15 protein-coding genes, 1 tRNA gene and 1 pseudogene are annotated in these 17,743 nt (G+C 71.8%); 11 read left to right on the top strand and 6 right to left on the bottom strand.

What is annotated here, in order from left to right; all coding sequences use genetic code 11:
* Positions 1–37: 37 nt before the first annotated feature.
* The 4 genes from SSQG_RS33575 to SSQG_RS33560 are packed head-to-tail and all read right to left on the bottom strand — an operon-like array spanning position 38 to position 4,011.
* Entirely contained in the window at positions 38–1,018 is a 981-nt protein-coding gene (locus tag SSQG_RS33575; RefSeq protein WP_003994428.1) for an alpha-ketoacid dehydrogenase subunit beta, read from the bottom strand.
* Entirely contained in the window at positions 1,006–1,983 is a 978-nt protein-coding gene (locus tag SSQG_RS33570) for a thiamine pyrophosphate-dependent dehydrogenase E1 component subunit alpha (RefSeq protein WP_039934186.1), read from the bottom strand. Before SSQG_RS33570 ends, SSQG_RS33575 begins: the two co-directional genes overlap by 13 nt.
* Complete coding sequence (locus SSQG_RS33565) at positions 1,983–3,320, bottom strand: M24 family metallopeptidase (RefSeq protein ID WP_039934185.1); 1,338 nt, start codon at positions 3,318–3,320, stop codon at positions 1,983–1,985. The genes SSQG_RS33570 and SSQG_RS33565 overlap by 1 nt, the downstream gene beginning before the upstream one ends.
* Positions 3,321–3,372: 52 nt before the next feature.
* On the bottom strand, positions 3,373–4,011 hold the full coding sequence (locus SSQG_RS33560) for a helix-turn-helix domain-containing protein (RefSeq protein WP_003994425.1): 639 nt from the start codon (positions 4,009–4,011) through the stop codon (positions 3,373–3,375).
* 192 nt (positions 4,012–4,203) lie between these two features.
* Between SSQG_RS33560 and SSQG_RS33555 the strand changes: the two genes are divergently transcribed.
* The 7 genes and pseudogenes from SSQG_RS33555 to SSQG_RS44140 all read left to right on the top strand — a co-directional run.
* Positions 4,204–5,037 carry a hypothetical protein gene (locus SSQG_RS33555; RefSeq protein WP_003994424.1) on the top strand — a complete coding sequence of 278 codons (834 nt, stop codon included), beginning with the start codon at positions 4,204–4,206 and terminating at the stop codon, positions 5,035–5,037.
* Positions 5,038–5,184: 147 nt separating this feature from the next.
* Complete coding sequence (locus SSQG_RS33550; RefSeq protein WP_003994423.1) at positions 5,185–5,997, top strand: SAM-dependent methyltransferase; 813 nt, start codon at positions 5,185–5,187, stop codon at positions 5,995–5,997.
* Between the two features lie 23 nt (positions 5,998–6,020).
* Positions 6,021–7,424: a glutamine synthetase family protein gene (locus SSQG_RS33545; RefSeq protein WP_003994422.1), complete on the top strand. Its 1,404-nt coding sequence runs from the start codon at positions 6,021–6,023 to the stop codon at positions 7,422–7,424.
* A 1-nt stretch (position 7,425) separates the two neighbouring features.
* The gene (locus SSQG_RS33540; RefSeq protein WP_003994421.1) at positions 7,426–8,550 is read left to right on the top strand and encodes an amidohydrolase family protein; all 1,125 of its coding nucleotides are present in this window, start codon (positions 7,426–7,428) and stop codon (positions 8,548–8,550) included.
* Between the two features lie 84 nt (positions 8,551–8,634).
* The gene (locus SSQG_RS33535; protein ID WP_039935612.1) at positions 8,635–9,162 is read left to right on the top strand and encodes an NUDIX hydrolase family protein; all 528 of its coding nucleotides are present in this window, start codon (positions 8,635–8,637) and stop codon (positions 9,160–9,162) included.
* Positions 9,163–9,194: 32 nt separating this feature from the next.
* Positions 9,195–10,196 (top strand): glycoside hydrolase family 43 protein, encoded by a 1,002-nt coding sequence (locus SSQG_RS33530; RefSeq protein ID WP_039934183.1) that lies wholly within the window; start codon positions 9,195–9,197, stop codon positions 10,194–10,196.
* Between the two features lie 78 nt (positions 10,197–10,274).
* Positions 10,275–10,468 (top strand): annotated as a pseudogene (locus SSQG_RS44140) (hypothetical protein); the annotation flags it as partial.
* Between the two features lie 147 nt (positions 10,469–10,615).
* Here the strand turns inward: SSQG_RS44140 and SSQG_RS33525 are convergent.
* Entirely contained in the window at positions 10,616–12,787 is a 2,172-nt protein-coding gene (locus tag SSQG_RS33525; protein WP_003994417.1) for a TerD family protein, read from the bottom strand.
* 173 nt (positions 12,788–12,960) lie between these two features.
* Between SSQG_RS33525 and SSQG_RS33520 the strand changes: the two genes are divergently transcribed.
* Positions 12,961–13,974, top strand: a complete 1,014-nt coding sequence (locus SSQG_RS33520; RefSeq protein WP_244299334.1) for a LacI family DNA-binding transcriptional regulator — start codon at positions 12,961–12,963, stop codon at positions 13,972–13,974.
* A 183-nt stretch (positions 13,975–14,157) separates the two neighbouring features.
* The gene (locus SSQG_RS33515) at positions 14,158–15,492 is read left to right on the top strand and encodes a glycoside hydrolase family 68 protein (RefSeq protein WP_003994415.1); all 1,335 of its coding nucleotides are present in this window, start codon (positions 14,158–14,160) and stop codon (positions 15,490–15,492) included.
* Positions 15,493–15,855: 363 nt separating this feature from the next.
* On the opposite strand, the gene SSQG_RS33510 is transcribed toward SSQG_RS33515, so the two are convergent.
* A tRNA-Pro gene (locus SSQG_RS33510) sits at positions 15,856–15,929 on the bottom strand.
* Positions 15,930–16,065: 136 nt separating this feature from the next.
* On the opposite strand from SSQG_RS33510, the gene SSQG_RS33505 reads away from it, so the two are divergent.
* The gene (locus tag SSQG_RS33505) at positions 16,066–16,767 is read left to right on the top strand and encodes a transketolase (protein ID WP_003994413.1); all 702 of its coding nucleotides are present in this window, start codon (positions 16,066–16,068) and stop codon (positions 16,765–16,767) included.
* A 49-nt stretch (positions 16,768–16,816) separates the two neighbouring features.
* Positions 16,817–17,737: a transketolase family protein gene (locus SSQG_RS33500; protein ID WP_003994412.1), complete on the top strand. Its 921-nt coding sequence runs from the start codon at positions 16,817–16,819 to the stop codon at positions 17,735–17,737.
* Positions 17,738–17,743: the final 6 nt, after the last annotated feature.

Here is a 17,743-nt window from a genome sequence, read left to right as displayed (position 1 = left end):
GCTTCCTCCCATGGGGTGTTCGGTGGCGGTGGGCGGCTCAGTAGGCGGCGAGTCTGAGGACCTCCATGACGACCTTGTCGACCGTGGGGATGACCTGCTCCTCCAGCGCGTCGGCGAAGGGCAGCGGGACGCACTCCGCCGCCACCCGCCGCACGGGCGCGTCCAGCAGGCCGAAGCCCTCGTCGGCGACGATCGAGACGACGGTGGCGCCCCAGCCGCCCTGGTACGGGTTCTCCTCGACGGTGACGAGCCGGGAGGTCGTGCACACCGAGGCGAGGACGGTCGCGGCGTCCAGCGGGACCAGGCAGCGCAGGTCGACCACCTCCGCCTCGATCCCCTCCCCCGACAGCACCTCGGCGGCCTTCAGTGCCAGGGGCACCATGGAGGCGAGCGCGACGAGCGTGACGTCGTCGCCCGGACGGACGACGCAGGCCCGGCCCAGCTCGACGACGTGGCCGGGCGGCGGCGCTGCCCCCTTGGTCGCGAGGAGAGCCTTGTGCTCGAAGAAGACCACGGGGTCGTCGCTGCGGATCGCCGCCGCCATCATGCCGACGACGTCGGCGGGTGTCGCCGGTGCCGCGATCTTCAGGCCCGGGACGGTCAGGGCCCAGTTCTCGGTCGCCTGGGAGTGCTGGGCGCCGAAGCCCAGTCCGCCGCCGTTGGCGGTGCGTACGACGAGCGGCACGGTCACCTGGCCGCCGGTCATGTAGCGGACCTTGGGGATCTCGTTGGCGAGGTAGTCCCAGCAGCAGGCCAGGAAGTCGGAGAACATGATCTCGGCGACGGGCCGCCTCCCGGTCATGGCGGCGCCCATCGCGGCGCCCACGATGGCCTGTTCGGATATGGGCGTGTCCCACACCCGCTCGGGACCGAACTCCTCGTGCAGCCCCGTGGTCGTCTTGAACACTCCGCCGGCCGCGCCGATGTCCTCCCCGAGGCACACGACCGACGTGTCCCGGCGCATCTCGCGGGCGATGCCCTCGGCGACCGCCTCCCGGTAGGTGATCACGTCCGCCATGCGGCACCTCCGTCCGCCCACACGTCGGCGAGTGCCTCCCGCGGTTCGGGCGGCGGCGCGGCCTTCGCCGCCTCGACGGCCCGCTCCACGACGGCCCGGGCCCGGTCGTCGGCCTCGGCGACCGTCGCCTCCGCCACGCCCAGCTCGGCGAGCCGTCCCCGCGCGAGGTCCAACGGATCGTGCGCGAGCCAGCGTTCGACCTCCTCGGCCGGACGGTAGGCCGCCGGGTCGGCACGGCTGTGACCGAAGTGCCGGTAGGTCGCGGCCTCCAGCACGGCGGGTCCGTCCCCGCCCCGGGCCCGCCGTGCGAGCCGCTCCACCGCCTCCTCGACGGCCATGACGTCGTTGCCGTCGACGACCTCGCCCGGGATGCCGTAGGCGGGTGCCCGGTCGGCGGCGGGCCGGGGCACCGCCGTGACGTCGGCGATGGGCGTGTACTCCATGTACAGGTTGTTCTCGCACACGAACAGCACGGGCAGCTTCCACACGGCGGCCAGGTTGAGCGACTCGTGGAAGGCGCCGATGTTGGTGGCGCCGTCGCCGAAGAAGGCGACGGCGAGCTGGTCGGTCCCCCGCAGCCGGGCCGACCAGGCCGCGCCGACCGCCATCGGCAGGTGGGAGCCGACGATGGCGTAGGAGCCGAGCATGCCGGTCGCCGCCTTGGTCAGGTGCATGGAGCCGCCCTTGGCCTTGCACAGCCCGGTCGCCCGGCTCATGAGCTCGGCGAGGCACTCCTGCGGGGTGGCGCCGCGGGCGAGCGCGTGGTGATGGCCTCGGTAGGTGGCGAACACGTAGTCGTCCGGCCGCAGGGCGGCGCTCGCCCCCACCGCGACCGCCTCCTGTCCGGCGGCGAGGTGGGTGGTGCCCTTCACCAGGCCCTGGAGGAACAGGTCGTGCGCGGCCTTCTCCGTGCGGCGGATGACGGCCATCCGCTCGTAGGCGGTGAGGAGCCCGGCCGCGTCCATCAGGGCACCCCGTCGGCGTGCGAGGTGTTGAGGTGGGACTGCGACTCGCGCCGGGTGTCGAGCTCCCCGCCCACCGTCCAGTACTTGCGCCCCGCCACCAGCAGTTCCTCCGCCGGGAACTTGGTGATCACCTCGCACCCGTCGGCGGTGACGACCAGTTCCTCCTCGATCCGGGCGGCGGACCAGCCGTCGGCGGCCGGCCAGTAGGTCTCCAGGGCGAACACCATGCCCTCTTCGAGGACCTCGGGGTGGTCGAGGGAGACCAGCCGGCTGAAGATCGGCTTCTCCCAGATCGACAGTCCGACGCCGTGGCCGTACTGGAGGGCGAAGGCGGCGGTCTCGTCGGCGAAGCCGAACTCCTCGGCGCGCGGCCAGACCTGGACGATGTCGGCGGTGGTGGCGCCCGGCCGGACGAGCGCGATCGCCTGGTCCATGTACGCCCGGCAGCGCACATAGGCGTCCCGCTGCGCGCGGGATGCGGAGCCCACCGCGAACGTGCGGTAGTAGCAGGTGCGGTAGCCGAGGTGGCTGTGCAGGATGTCGAAGAAGGCGGGGTCGCCGGGGCGGACGAGGCGGTCGCTGTAGACGTGCGGATGCGGTGAACAGCGCTCGCCCGAGATGGCGTTGACGCCCTCGACGTACTCGCTGCCGAGGTCGTACAGGACCTTGCTGACGACGCCGACACACTCGTTCTCGCGGACGCCCGGCCGCAGATACCCGTACAGCTCCTCGTAGGCCGCGTCGACCATGGCGCAGGCCTGGGTGAGCAGGGCGATCTCGTCACCGGTCTTGATCCGGCGGGCTTCCAGGAAGACCTGCTGCCCGTCGACCACGTCGATGCCCTCGGCGCGCAGGGCGGCGAGGACGGGCATCTCGGCGACGTCGACGCCGAGGGGCTCGTTCGCCAGCCCGTGCTCGCGCAGCTCGCCGGCGATCTTGGCGGCGACGTCCTCGGCGATGCCCGCGTCCGGATGGAAGGCGCCGCGCAGGGTGGAGATGCCTGCGCGGGCCCCGGTCGGCGGGCCGCCCTTGCCGTCGCTGTAGTCGAGCCACGGGTTGTACAGCTGGTGGTGGCGGGCGGCGGAGCCGAAGTCCCAGACGACCGGTTCGCCGTCACGCACCAGCAGGGCGAAGCGGATCAGCTTGTCCATCGCCCAGGTGCCGATGTGGGTGGCGGTCATGTAGCGGATGTTGGCGAAGTCGAAACTGAGCACCGCGCCGAGCGTGGAGCGGTTCAGGGACTCGTGGAGCCGGGCCAGCCGCTGTCCGCGCAGCCGGTCCAGGTCGATGCGTTCTTCCCAGTCGACGGCGCCCGGGCCGTATGTGCGGATCGCCATGGCGACCACCCCCACTTCGGAGTGAACGCCCGGGCTGTACGGGTGTCAAGTGTCACTGAACGTCGCCCGACACGAACCAGACACCCACAGCCGGTACCTCTCCATCGTTGCGGTAACGGTGGGGAGTCGTCGACTCGAAGCTGACGGCGTCGCCCGGGCGCACGGTGTACTCGTCGAAGCCGAGGGTGAGCACGAGCTCGCCCGAGGTCAGATAGCCGTACTCGGTGCCCGGGTGCCGCATCAGGCCGCCGGAGCCGGAGGAGGAGCCGCCGGGCCGGTAGGTCACCAGCAGGAAGTCGACGTCCACGCCCGGCACCCGCCCGAGCCGCTCCCACACCACCCCCGAGTCCAGCTCCAGCGTCTCGCGCTCACCGGCGCCGACCAGCGGACCGATGCGCCGGCCGGGGTCGGCGGCCAGGGCGGCCAGGGCGCGCAGGACGGTGCCGGGTGGGCTCGCGGCGGCCACGGGCGCGGAGGCCCGGGCGTCGAAGAGGGACTCGACGGAGATGCCGAGGGCCGTCGTGATGGCGTACAGCGTGCTGACGGACGGCTGGCTCTTCCCGGTCTCGATCTGTGACACGAGGCTCGCCGACACGCCGACCTCCCGGGCGAGGGCGCGCAGGCTGGTCCCGCGCTCCAGACGCGCCTGCCGGATACGCGCTCCGACGGGCGGCACGACGGCGGACGACACGGGCGGCTCCTCTCACGCGTGGCGGGTGTGCAGCTTCATTGAACAGTCCCTGCGGCCCGCCACGCCAGGGGCCGGAGGGGCTCGCCCCGGCCGCCGGCACCGTGCTCACCCGAACAGTCCGGTGCCGGTGGTGGGCCGTCGGTGCCGGTGGTGCGCTGAGGACACGCGTCACGTTCTCAGGAGGCTCTTGCGATGACCCGTCGCTCACCCCGGCTCGCCCGCGTCCTGTCCGGCGCCCTGGCGGCAGGCACGCTGTTGACCACCGCCGCCTGCTCGTCGCAGGACGGCGACCGGGACGGCTCTCGGGTCTCGGGCGTCACCGCGTCACAGGTGGCCGGGAAGCGGCAGACCCCGTCCCCCTCCCCCACCGCCACCCTCAGCGAGGACGGCGCCCGGGCCGCGCTGATCACCGAGGCGGACATCGAGGACGACTGGACCCAGGTCAAGCAGACGGAGGCCGAGGACTGGCACGACAACCTGCTGATCGGCACGGTCGACGTCTCCGACTTCCTCACCGCCAAGACCGACGCGGCCGACTGCCAGCGGCTGCTCGACTCGCTCTTCGGCGAGGACTTCCTGGGCAGGCCGTCGGGCGTGTCCGCGCTGCGCGGCTTCACACAGGGCGACTCGCGGCTGCTGTACCAGGTGGCCTCCTACGACCGGACCGACCCGCAGGACTCCTTGAACTGGATGGCGACCCTGCCGCAGAAGTGCGCCCAGTTCACCGCGACCGAGAAGGGCGAACAGCGCACCGTGCAGGTCATCGAGACGTCGCCGCCGAACGTGGGCGACGCCCGTGAGGGGCTGCGCGTGACGGTTCAGGGCACGGCCGGGGGAACTCAGGCCACGCTGACCCTGGACATCGCCGCCGTCCGGGTCGGCGACGACGCGATCACCGTCACGGCGGGCGGGCTCGACGGCGGCGAGCAGGACTCCGTCGACCAGGCGGTGAAGCTCGGCACCCAGCGCCTGAAGGACGTGCTGGCCGGCAAGACGCCCTCGTCGAATCCCAGCACGTTCGACTAGCCCGGCCCTGCGCCTCTCCCCGCAGCGCGCCGATGGCCCCGCCGCGCCCCGCCGGCCCCGTCGATTCCCGGGACAGCGTGATCACCGGAGCGGCACAATGGGCGGCGACGACCGGCCTCGGTCGCTCGTGCGAGGAGAGGAAGAGACGTGAGTGAGAGCCACACCCCGCCGAGCGGCTCGGCGCGGCTGAACACCGGTGTGGCGCACAACGCGCGCGTGTGGAACTACTGGATCGGCGGCAAGGACAACTACGAGGTCGACCAGCGGGTCGGCGAGCACGTCGCCGGCATGTTCCCGATCATCCGGGACATCGCCCGGGCGGACCGGGACTTCCTGGGCCGGGCCGTGTCGTTCCTGGCCGGCGAGCGCGGGGTGCGGCAGTTCCTCGACATCGGCACGGGGCTGCCGACGGCGGACAACACCCACGAGATCGCCCAGCGGATCGCGCCCGACTCCCGGATCGTCTACGTCGACAACGACCCGATCGTGCTGGTGCACGCCCGCACCCTGCTGACCGGCAGTCGCGACGGTGTCACCGCCTACGTCGACGCGGACGTGCACGACCCGGACGCCATCCTCGAACGGGCCCGGGAGACCCTCGACTTCAGCCGCCCCGTCGCCGTGATGATGCTGGGCATTCTGAACTTCGTCCTGGACGCCGAGAAGGCCCGGGACATCGTGCGCCGCGTGATGGCCGCGGTCCCCTCCGGCAGCTTCCTGGTCCTCACCCACCCGACCTTCGACGACGAGCTCGGCGGCGCGGGCCAGATCCCGGCCATGAAGTTCTGGAACGAGAACGCCACTCCCCCCATCACCGCTCGCGGCGGCGCGGACATCGCCGCGTTCTTCGACGGCCTGGAGCTGCTGGACCCGGGCATGGTGTCGTGCGGGCAGTGGCGGGCCGAGGACGGCTCCGGTGTGCTGGTGCCGCAGTACGGCGCGGTGGCCGTGAAGGCCTGAAGCCCGCTCGTCGAGGAGGACGCATGACCACTCTGGCCGACCCCGTCCCCGGCGGCCGTCCCGGCGATGTCGAGCGGGCCACCGCGGCGGCCGGCGAGCTCGCCGGGCGGGGCGTGCACGGCGTCGTGCTGGCCTATGTCGACACCGCGGGCATCGCCCGGGTGAAGACCGTCCCGACGGCCAGGCTCGCCTCCGCCGCGGCCTGGGGCGTCGGCATGTCCCCGGTGTTCGACACCTTCCTGGCGAACGACTCCATCGTCACCACCGACGTGCTCGGCTCCCCCGACGGCGACCTGCGCCTCTACCCCGACCTCGACCAGCTCGTGGTGCTGGCCGGGCAGCCCGGCTGGGCGTGGGCGCCGGTCGACCGGGTCACGCAGGACGGGGAGCGGCACCCCGGCTGCACCCGCACGTTCCTGCGCCACGTCGTCGCCGAGGCGGCCGAGCGGCACGGCCTGACCTTCAAGGCGGCCGTGGAGGTGGAGTGGACCGTGGCCCGGGGCGACGCGCCCGGCGACGCGTTCGTGCCGGCGACGACCGGACCGGCGTACGGGGCTGCCCGGCAGGTGGAACTCGGCGACTACACCGCTGACCTGCTGGCGGCGTGCGCGGCCCAGGGACTCGACGTCGAGCAGGTCCATCCCGAGTACGCGGCCGGGCAGTTCGAGATCTCGGTGCGTGCCGTCGATCCGGTGGCGGCGGCCGACCGCAGCGTGCTGGTACGGCAGACCGTCCGGGCGGTGGCCCTGCGGCACGGGCTGCGCGTCTCCTTCGCCCCGGCCGTCGTGGGGCAGGGCGTCGGCAACGGCGGGCACGTCCACCTCTCCGTCTGGCGCGACGGGGCCAATCTGCACGCCGGGGGCGAGGGCCGGTACGGCATGACGGCCGAGGCCGAGTCGTTCACGGCCGGCCTGCTGGCTCATCTGCCCGGCCTCACGGCGGTGACCGCGCCGAGCCCCGCCAGCTATCTGCGGCTCAGGCCCTCCCAGTGGGCCGGGGTGTTCACCGCCTGGGGCCGCGAGACCCGGGAGACCGCCCTGCGTGTCGTCACCGGCACCGCCGGCCTGCGCGACCAGGCGGCCAACCTGGAGGTCAAGCCGGTCGACCTGGCCGCCAATCCCTATCTCGCGCTCGGCTGCCTGATCGCCGCCGGGCTGGACGGCCTGACGTCGTCCGCCGCCCTGCCCGAGGAGGTCACCGGGGACCCGGCGCGGCTGGCCGAGGCGGAGGCGGCGGCCCGGGGCGTGCGGCGGCTGCCGGTCTCGCTGGAGCGGGCCGTCGAGGAGTTCCGCGCGGACGAACCGCTGCGGGCGGCCCTCGGCCCGGTTCTGGCCGACGCGGTGATCGCGGTGCGGCGCGGGGAGGCGGCGTCCGTCGCCGGGCTGGACGACGACCAGGTGGCGGCGGCCTACCGCTGGAAGTACTGACGTGAGCGCGGTCCGCGAGGCGCTCGACGCCCTGAGGCTGGTCGACCACCACTGCCACGGCACGGTGACCGGCGACCTCGGCCGGGAGGCCTTCGAGCCGCTCCTGACGGAGGGCGACGCCTGGCCGGGCGTCTCGCCCTTCGACAGCCCGGTGGGCGTGGCCGTGCGCCGCCACTGCGCTCCGCTGCTGGACCTGCCGCGGCACGCCCCCGCCGAGGAGTACCTCGCCCGGCGCTCCCAACTGGGCTGGCGGGAGGTGCAACGGCGCTTCCTGCGGGCCTCGGGCGCGGACGTCTTCTGCGTGGACACCGGCTACTCCCCCGACCGGCTGACCACTCCGCGCGAGGTCGCCGAGGCGGCGGGCGGCTCCGCGTACGAGGTCGTACGGCTGGAGAGCGTCGCCGAGTCGGTGCGGGACGCCGGGGTGGAGCCGGACGCGTACGCGGACGCCTTCCGCGCGGCGGCACTGGACGCCGTGCGGCGGCCCGGCGTGGTGGCGGTGAAGTCGGTGGCGGCCTACCGCACCGGCTTCGGTCTGGATCCGGCCCGGCCGTCGGACGAGGAGGTCGGCGAGGCCGCCCGGCACTGGCTGCCCCGGGGCGGCCGCCTGGACGACCCGGTCCTGGTCAGGCACCTGCTGTGGACGGCCGTCGACCTCGGCCTGCCGCTCCAGCTGCACACCGGGTTCGGCGACAACGACATCCGGCTGCACCGGGCCGACCCGGCCCTCCTCACGGACTGGCTGCACCTGACCGCCGGGACGATCCCCGTGCTGCTGCTGCACTGCTGGCCCTACCAGCGGCAGGCCGCCTACCTGTCCGCCGTCTTCGAGCAGGTGTACCTCGATGTCGGCCTGACCCTCCACCACGTCGGCCCCGCCCGGGCGGGTGCGGTGCTCGCCGAGGCCCTGGAGATCACACCGTTCCGCAAACTGCTGTACAGCTCCGACGCCTACGGTGTGGCCGAGTTCCACCACCTCGGTGCGCTCGCCTTCCGGCAGGGCCTGGCGGGGCTGCTCCAGGAGCGGGTGGACGCCGACGAGCTGTCCCTGCCGGACGCGCTGCGGTTCGCCCGGTGGGCCGGACGGGACAACGCCCTGCGGATCTACCGGCTGAATGACGATTGAACGACGTGGGGCCGGTCACAGTTCTCCAGGAGCGGCTATCCAGGAAGTCCGAACGGCTGAAAGTATGATCAAGCAATGTCTGACATGACCGAAACCACGCCCGGCTGGCTGTCCTCCGACGAACTGGAGATGACACGCGCCCGCATGCCGATCCTGTACGTCGAGGCCGTCCCGGTCCGCGTCGACGACAGCGGCGAAGTCACCAGTGTCGGTGTGCTGCTGCGCATGGGGCCCGACGGAACGGTCAGCCGGACGCTGGTCTCCGGCCGCGTGCTGCACCATGAGCGCGTCCGCGACGCCCTCCTGCGCCACCTGGAGAAGGACCTCGGCCCGGTCGCGCTGCCCCGCGTCCCCACGTCGCTCCAGCCCTTCACGGTCGCGGAGTACTTCCCGACGCAGGGCATCACCCCGTACCACGACCCCCGCCAGCACGCGGTGTCCCTCGCCTACATCGTGCCGGTGACGGGCGACTGCCGGCCCCGGCAGGACGCGCTCGACCTGGTGTGGTTCAGCCCGCAGGAGGCCGTCTCCGAGGCGGTGCAGAGCGAGATGCCCGGCGGCCACGGGGTGCTGCTCAAGCAGGCGTTGGCGCACGCGGGCTGTGCGATCTGACCAAGGGCGGGCCCTCACGAAGGGGTGAGCCGATGCGGCTTGCCGACATGCCGCTGCACGATCCGTTCGTCGTCGCCGACCGCGAGAGGCGCACCTACCACCTCTACACGTCCAACGTCCCGTCCGTGTCGGGCGTGGACGGCACGGGCACGATGGTCTACCGCAGCCCCGACCTGCGCGACTGGACACGCCCCGTGGTGGTGTTCCGGACCGCCGCGCAGGAGGGCATCTGGGCGACGGACGGCGCGTGGGCGCCGGAGGTGCACGCCTGGGAGGGCAGGTACTACCTGTTCACCACGTTGCACGACGAGAACCGGCCACTCCCGGTCCCGGCGCCGAACCAGTGGGGGGTGCCGTTCCGCACCCCGACCCATATGCGCGGCACGATCACCGCCGTCTCCGACTCTCTGCTCGGCCCCTTCACCGTGCTCGACCCCTCACGGCCCGTCCCGCCCGAGCACCTCATGACCCTCGACGGCACGCTGTACGTGGACCCGTCCGGGCAGCCCTGGATGGTGTACGCGCACGAGTGGCTGCAGACGATCGACGGAACCATGGAGGCCGTCCGGCTGGCCCCTGACCTGTCCCGGACGGTCGGTGACCCGGTCTACCTCTTCAAGGCCTCGGACGCGCCCTGGACCGCCGAGCAGATCCCCGCCGGCGTACCGCACCAGCTCGCGCCGTACGTCACCGACGGCCCTCAGCTGTACCGCACGCCCGACGGGTCCCTGCTCATGCTCTGGTCGACCTACGAGAAGAACACGGCCGGCGGGGACGGCACCGTCAGCGGCGGCTACGTGCAGACGTACGCGGTGTCCCGCTCGGGAGAACTCACGGGACCGTGGCGGCAGCACCGCCCGCTGGTCCGCGACGACAGCGGCCACGGCATGCTGTTCCACACCTTCGACGGCCGCCTGATGATGATCCTCCACCGGCCCTTCGAGAACGCACGCGGAAAGCTGTACGAGATGGAACTCCGCGGCCACGAGCTGTCGGTGCTGCGCCGACGTGAGGATCTGGACGGGGGCGGCTGACTCGGTAGTCGTCAGCGGGCCCGCCGTTTCCGGCGGGCCCGCTGACGATTCTGGGCGCGCAGAGCATTCCGCCTCGGGGCCAAGGGCAAGGCACTCGACATCGAGGCGACCTTCTTCCTCAAGGACGCGGAGCGCTTCGGCCTGAAGGTGCGCACCGGTCCGACCAGATCTTCCCCGACCCCTCCAGCACCGGCGTCCAGGTGTTCGTCGAAGGAGGCACCGCCACCCTCGACCACCTCCAGGCGTGGCGGGTGAAGTCCATCTGGCGCTGACGAGCAGTCGGCGTACGAAAACCGGGAGGCGCCACGCGGGCGCCTCCCGGCCGGAGTCGAGGGCGAGGAGAGCGAAGGAACTCGTTTTCATAAGGAGTGAATGAGAAGGAAGCCCCTTCATGGCCTCGCCGTCGGCAACGCTAGCACTCAGGCCGGGATCAGGTCGCGCAGATTTTCGAGGGTGATGATCCGGGAGTCCGGGTGCAGCCCCTCGGGCCGTTCGAGACCGATGTACGTCACGGGCTCCTCAGGGACCGGCTCGCCGTCCCACAGATCCACGGCCGTGGTGTCGCGGGACATCAGGTCGATCAGGTACCTCGTCGTGAGCTGCTCCCGCTCCACGAGGGCACGCACCACCTTGGACACCGACACCTGGTTCTCCTCGACCCGGTTCGCCTGCGAGATGCCCTTCAGATACAGGTGCAGCCACTTCGCGTGCCACGTGCCGTCGTCCCCGCGCCGGAAGACCAGTGGCAGTGCCACACGGCCGATCCCACGCAGCTCCGACTTCATCCGCACCGTGCGCGGCTCGAACGGACGGCCCTTCTGCGCACGGTCGCGCAGCATGAACCCGAAGAACGACTCCTCGGCCTCCTCGAAGCCCTCGCCCGCGTAGATGTTGACCTGCGGAACGATGTAGGTGCCGCGCACCCGGTCCAGGGAGAGGTCGATGAACTCCGAAGCCCCGTCGGGCGCCTCGGTGACATCGCCCGAGTGCCGGCCCCCGACGGCTTTGAGGGACGTGTAGGAGAGCCAGGCGTCGGTGCTGTAGTCGCGGTGCAGGAGCAGGGCCGACAGGTCGTAGTCGGTGCGGACCTCGGTCTGCTTCCAGTACACGAAGAAGCGCAGCAGTTCGCCGTCGACCCGCGAGAGCGAGCCCCGCGGCAGGACGCCGAACCCGGCCGTGGTCGCCCTGCCGCTGAGCGGGAGCGCCACGTCGAGGACTTCGGGGTCGAGCAGCAGGCGACGCGGCGCCGGGAGGCGACGGCGGATCTCCGTGTCGAGGGCGGAGATCAGACGATCGCGGTCCGCGGCCGGTACCGGGGGCCGGTCGTCGGGGGTCACCCAGGCGCGGCCCCGGCGGTTGACGAAGATACGGGGTGCGTCGGTCTCCCGCTCCCGGTTGTGGAAGTGCTCACGGACCGAGAGGACGACCCGGCCGGAGACCTCGGGAGCGACTTCCACCGCGGCGGCCACCACCGCGTCCCGCTCCTCCTGGCCGGCGGCGACGCGCAGCAGCAGGTCCAGGGCGCGGAACAGCTTGCCGGGAGCGGACTTCAGCAGCTTCACCGCACCGGTGACGTCGTACTCGTCGAGCAGTTTCTCGACGCGGCTGCCGAAGGAGCGGGCCTCCTTCTCGCCCCGCGCCACGGCGAACACGTCGGCGGCGTGCGGCCAGCGGGGGTACTCGTGCGGGTGGAGACGCTCACCGAGGCGCTTGAAGGGCTCCCGGTGCGCGTGCACGTCGGCGAGCTTCGCCGGGTTCGCCGCGACCACCGCGTCGAGGCCCGCGAGCAGCCCCCGGCGGACCGGCCGCGGCAGCGCCTGGAACCGGGTGGGTTCCTGGAGCGTCACATCGCCGCCCGACAGGGCGCAGGCCAGACGCAGCACGTCGGTGACGGTGTCCAGCAGGAGGCCGGCGCCGACGCCGAGGCGGGCCTCGTTGACGACCGCCCGGTGCTCCCGGACGGGGATCGACTCCGGCTGGGGGCCGTCGGCGCAGCGTTCGGCGAGGGTCCTGAGGTCGCGCAGGTGGTCCTCGCCCAGGGGCGTCGTGCTGCCCGCCAGGGCCAGGTAGAGGTCCGTGAGTTCGGCGTCCAGGTCCCGGCCGAGGTGCAGGACGGTCACCCGGTCACCCGCCGAGGCCATCAGCTCGTCCTGTGCCGCGAGCATCTCCTCGTAGGTGTGCTGGTAGCGGCCGTACGTGGGGAGGCTGAGCAGGTTCAGGGCCCCCCGCGTCAGCTGCGCCAGCACGTTCTCGCGCGAGGTGTCGTCGGCGAGCGCCTTCGCCACGCATCGCATCCAGAACTCTTCGGTGTCCGGCACATTCGCCGGGAAGTCGATGAAGTAGGAGTTGTGCCGGACGTGGTCACCCACCATCTCACTCACGGTGGCCAGCGTTCGCCGGGCGGTGTGCACGACCGCGGCCTCGGACAGCCCCGACAGCCGCTCCAGCAGTTCGGCGGAGAGTTTGAAGCCCACGGAGGTCAGCGCCGCGTCGAACTGCCGGGCGGCGGTGGCGCCTTCCCCTGCGGATCCCTCGGGGGAAGGCACGCGATGAGTGTGCCGGATGACCAGCGATTCGAAGGTGTGCGCCATTCGGGGATGTTCGCAGAGGTGCACGAGGCGACGCACCGGAGTTTTCCGCGCGACGCCGTGCCCCGGGGCTTCCGGCGAGCGGGCCTCGGCGCAGTTGACGGGCCCGACCGGCACCGGGCACCTAGGAACTGCGTGTCAGCAGGTTGATCTGCGAGTTCGGGTACTGTACGGCCGTGGGAGAACGGGCAACCATCGGCGATGTCGCGGCCCGGGCCGGGGTGGGGGTCGGCACGGTTTCGCGCGTCCTGAACGACAGCCGGAACGTCAGCGAGGACACCCGCGAGCGAGTGCTGCGGGTGATCCGGGATCTGGACTACCGGCCCAACCGGCGCGCTCGCGCCCTGTCCACGGGACGCACCCAGAGCATCGCCGTCATCGCGCCCTTCGCCACCGAGCCGTCGGTCGTCGAGCGGCTGCGCGGCATCTCACACGTGCTGCACGGCAGCGACCACGACCTCACTCTGCTCGACGTGGCCACACCGGATCAGCGCGATCAGCAGTACCGGACGGTGGCGGCCGGTGACCGCTTCGACGGGCTGCTGGCGATCTCGCTCGCTCCCACCGACGACGAAGCGGAGCAGCTGGCACGGGCCGGTCTACCCACGGTGCTGCTGGACTGTGAGCACCCGGACCTGCCACGTGTGGTGATCGACGACGCGCGCGGCGGCATGCTGGCGACGCGTCATCTGCTGCAACTCGGCCATCGCCGGATCGCGTTCATGGGCGACGTCGCCGACGACCGTTTCCGTTTCAGCGCGAGCGCCCGTCGCCGCGAGGGCTGCGAGCTGGCGCTGCGAGCGTACGGCCTCGCGTTGGAGGAGCCATACGTCCGGGTCGGGCCGCACGGCCGCGCGGTGGCGCACCGCCTCACCGACGAGTTGCTGGCCCTTCCGGAGCCCCCCAGCGCGATCGTCACCGCGTCCGACACCCGGGCGCTGGGGGTGATCGAAGCGGCGAACTCGGCGGGCGTGAGGGTTCCTCAGGAACTGTCCGTGGTCGGCTTCGACGACCTCGACGTGGCGGCCTACGTAGGGCTGACCACGGTACGCCAGCCCCTGCGCACCAGCGGCGGGATCGCCGCGCGCATGCTCCTGGAACGCATCGGCCGGCCCGTTGGCGAGCCCGTCGAGAAGATGCTGGAACTGGAACTCGTGCCCCGGCGTACGACGGCTGTCGCCGGAACCTGATCCGCGCTGCGCCGACGACATTGGATCGGTTTCCATTAACTTCCACAGCGCGACTCCGCCCGCTGCTCGTAGGTAAATCTTCACCTCACAAGTTCACTCTTTTCCCGCAAAACTGAGGTAGCGTCAGCGATGGAACCGGCTCCACAGCTTCCATTCGTTCCCTCTTCCCCCCAAGGGTGACGTATGTACAGAGCAAGACGAGTGGTGCTCCGGCTGGCGACGGGTCTGGCAGCCCTCGCGACGCTGAGCGGCATCATCACTCCCGCTTCCGCCTCCCCCCACGAGGCGTCCCGGACGGGCGCACGGCAGTACACCGCCGACGACGACCACACAGCCGTCTGGTCCCGCGCGGACGCCCTGAAACTCAAGCAGGACAGGACCAACACCGCCCCTCGCGTGTCACCGGACTTCCCGGTGATGACCGACAAGGTGTGGGTGTGGGACACCTGGCCGCTCACCAAGCTCAACACGCAGACCGCCACCTACAAGGGCTGGCACGTCATCTTCTCGCTGACGGCCCCGCGCTCGGTGCCGTTCGGTGACCGGCACTGGTACGCGAAGATCGGCTACTTCTACTCGCGTGACGCCAAGAGCTGGAAGTACGGCGGCGACCTGTTCCCGGCCGGCACCTCGTTCGGCTCGCGTGAGTGGGCCGGCTCGACGGCGCTCATCGGCGACAAGGTGCAGTCCTTCTACACCGCCTCCGGGCGCGACAACGGCGGGGTCGACCCCAGCGACGCGCTGCAGCGCCTGGCGCAGGCGACCGGCAAGATCCACGCGGACAAGAACCGCGTGTGGTTCTCCGGCTTCCGGGACCACCGCATCATCGCCCAGGCAGACGGCAAGCTGTACCAGACCCTCGAACAGTCGCAACAAGGCCCGATCATCTACGCCTTCCGCGACCCGTTCGTCTTCCGCGACCCACGGGACCGCAAGATCCATCTGCTGTTCGAGGGCAACACGGGCGGCACCGCGGGCTCGTACCAGTGCACCAAGCGTGACCTGGGTGACCTCCCGGCCGGCCACGAGGTGCCGGAGGACTCGAAGTACTACACGGGCAACATCGGGCTGGCCACGGCCGACGGCGACAGCATGGAGAACTGGAAGCTCCAGCCCCCGCTGCTCTCGGCCAACTGCGTGAACCAGCAGACCGAACGGCCGCACCTGATCATCCGCGGCGGCAAGTACTACCTGTTCACGATCAGCCACAAGTTCACGTTCGCGCCGGGACTGAGCGGCTGGGACGGCCTCTACGGGTTCGTCGGCCCGGGGCTGCGCAGCGAGTACCAGCCGCTCAACGGCAGCGCGCTGGTGCTGGGCAACCCCGAGGACGCCCCGACACAGCAGTACTCGCACTACGTGATGCCCAACGGACTCGTGGAGAGCTTCATCGACACGGTCCCGACCGCCGACGGCGGGACCCGCTTCGGCGGCACCCTCGCACGCACCCTCGCGCTGTCCCTGAAGGACGACAGGACGAGGCTGGCCGGTCAGTTGGACTACGGCTTCATTCCGTAGACCAGGCCGAGCGGGTCGGGGGGCGGCTGATTCGGTCAGCCGCCCCCTGTCCGTAAAGCCCTTTGAGCGTGGCGGCGCCCCGCTGTCGTACGTGTCATGGCGAGGCGCGGCAGCGCGATGCGGGGTCGGTCGATGGGGTGGTCGGCGCAGAGGCGCTGCTTGAGCACCGGCAGGAGGTGGGCCGACGGCGGGGTGCCGTGGAGTGCGGCTTCGGCCAGGTCGGCTGCGCGCACCGCGCTCGCCAGCCCGATCGTCGTGACCCGATGACCCGGTCAGGGACGCTGGCCCCGACTGGTCCCCAAGAACGGTCAAAGGCCGGTTTCGGATACCTCCGAAACCGGCCTGACCTGCAAATGTCTCCAGTCGGGACGACAGGATTTGAACCTGCGACCCCTTGACCCCCAGTCAAGTGCGCTACCAAGCTGCGCCACGTCCCGTTGCCCGTCTGACCTGGGGATTCCCCCGGCCGAACGCGCAGGGAAACAATACCGCACTCACGCCGGTGATCGCGCATCCGTTTCCGGGCGGCCCGCGCTTGACCTCAATCTTGGTTGAGGTTGCACGCTCGTCGGCATGACGAACGCGACGGACACCACGTACACCTATGCCGACCTGCCGGGGCTGATGGGCCTGATGACCGGCGACGAGAAGCACGGCCCGGCCGCGACCTCCACGCTGGACGTGCTGTGGGTGCTCTACGACCGGGTGCTCCGGGTGAGCCCGGAGCGGTGGGACGACCCGGAGCGGGACCGGTTCCTGCTGTCGAAGGGGCACGGGCCGATGGCGTACTACGCCGTGCTGGCCGCCCGGGGCTTCGTGCCGGTGGAGTGGCTGCCCGGCTTCGGCTCGTACGACTCCCCGCTCGGCCACCACCCCGATCGCACGCTCGTGCCGGGGGCCGAGATCGGCAGCGGATCGCTGGGGCACGGGCTGCCGATCGCCGTCGGCACCGCGCTGGGGCTGCGCGCCCAGGGGCTCGACGAGCCGCGGGTGTGGACGCTGGTCGGGGACGCCGAGCTGGACGAGGGCAGCAACCACGAGGCGATCGCCTTCGCCGGGCCCGCCGGACTGGACCGGCTGCACACCGTCGTGGTCGACAACTCCTCGGCGTCGCACCAGCGGCCCGGCGGGATCGCCGCCCGCTTCGAGGCGGCCGGCTGGTCCGCGCTGACCGTCGACGGCCGTGACCACGAGGCGCTGTACGGGGCGTTCACCGCGCCGCACCCGGGCCGTCCGCACGTGGTCGTGGCCCGGGTCGAGCCCAAATCCGCCTGAACCTCCCTGCCCGACCTGAACCCTCCTGCCCGAAAGGAACCCGAACTCCATGGACACCATGCGTGACCGCTTCGCTCCTGTCGTCTCCCGGCTGCTCGACGAGGACCCCCGGGTCGCCGTGGTCCTCGCCGAGATCGGCGCGGCCGGCTTCGACGAGGCCGCCCGCCGCCATCCCGACCGGGTCGTCAACGTCGGCATCCGCGAGCAGCTGCTGGTCGGGGCGGCGGCGGGACTGGCCCTGACCGGGCTGCGGCCCGTCGTGCACACCTTCGCCAGCTTTCTCGTCGAGCGGCCCTTCGAGCAGATCAAGCTGGACCTCGGCCATCAGGACGCGGGCGCAGTGCTGGTGAGCGCCGCCGCCTCCTTCGACTGGCCGGCGGGCGGCTACACCCACATGGCGCCGGGCGACGTCGCGCTGCTGGACACCCTGGACGGCTGGACCGTCCATGTGCCGGGCCACCCGGACGAGGCCGAGACACTGCTCCGGCAGGCGGTCGCCGCGGGCGACGACAAGGTGTACGTGCGGCTGTCGCTCCAGGCCAACGGACGGGCCCTGCCCGTCGACGGGGAGCGCTTCCGGACCGTCCGCGAGGGGCGGTCCGGGGTCGTGGTCGCGGTCGGGCCGATGCTCGACGCGGTGCTCGCCGCCGCCGAGGGCCTCGACGTCACCGTCCTGTACGCGACCACCGTCCGCCCGTTCGACGGGGCCGCTCTGCGCCGGGCCGTCGGGGCCGCCGGGGCAGATGTCGTGCTCGTCGAGCCCTACCTGGCGGGCACCTCGACGGCCGCCGCGAACGACGCGCTGCACGAGGTCCCCCACCGCGTCCTGGGGCTGGGTGTGGGCCGTCGCGAACTGCGCCGGTACGGGCAGATCGAGGAGCATGTCGCCGCCCACGGCCTCGACGCCCGGTCACTGCGGGAGCGCATCGGGAGCTTCCTCGGGGCGGGGGCGGCCGTCGCCCCCGCGTGAGACCCG

The sequence above is a fragment of the Streptomyces viridochromogenes DSM 40736 genome (assembly GCF_000158955.1).
Classification (GTDB): domain Bacteria; phylum Actinomycetota; class Actinomycetes; order Streptomycetales; family Streptomycetaceae; genus Streptomyces; species Streptomyces venetus.
Note: the sequence above shows the minus strand (reverse complement) of the source record. Positions and strands in the feature narration are given on the sequence as shown.

Bases quoted from the DNA above. Each gene is read 5' to 3' on its own strand.
- SSQG_RS33575 (WP_003994428.1), bottom strand. From the start codon at position 1,018: ATGGCGGACGTGATCACCTACCGGGAGGCGGTCGCCGAGGGCATCGCC.
- SSQG_RS33570 (WP_039934186.1), bottom strand. From the start codon at position 1,983: ATGGACGCGGCCGGGCTCCTCACCGCCTACGAGCGGATGGCCGTCATC.
- SSQG_RS33565 (WP_039934185.1), bottom strand. From the start codon at position 3,320: ATGGCGATCCGCACATACGGCCCGGGCGCCGTCGACTGGGAAGAACGC.
- SSQG_RS33555 (WP_003994424.1), top strand. From the start codon at position 4,204: ATGACCCGTCGCTCACCCCGGCTCGCCCGCGTCCTGTCCGGCGCCCTG.
- SSQG_RS33545 (WP_003994422.1), top strand. From the start codon at position 6,021: ATGACCACTCTGGCCGACCCCGTCCCCGGCGGCCGTCCCGGCGATGTC.
- SSQG_RS33535 (WP_039935612.1), top strand. From the start codon at position 8,635: ATGACCGAAACCACGCCCGGCTGGCTGTCCTCCGACGAACTGGAGATG.
- SSQG_RS33530 (WP_039934183.1), top strand. From the start codon at position 9,195: ATGCGGCTTGCCGACATGCCGCTGCACGATCCGTTCGTCGTCGCCGAC.
- SSQG_RS33525 (WP_003994417.1), bottom strand. From the start codon at position 12,787: ATGGCGCACACCTTCGAATCGCTGGTCATCCGGCACACTCATCGCGTG.
- SSQG_RS33515 (WP_003994415.1), top strand. From the start codon at position 14,158: ATGTACAGAGCAAGACGAGTGGTGCTCCGGCTGGCGACGGGTCTGGCA.
- SSQG_RS33505 (WP_003994413.1), top strand. From the start codon at position 16,066: ATGACGAACGCGACGGACACCACGTACACCTATGCCGACCTGCCGGGG.
- SSQG_RS33500 (WP_003994412.1), top strand. From the start codon at position 16,817: ATGGACACCATGCGTGACCGCTTCGCTCCTGTCGTCTCCCGGCTGCTC.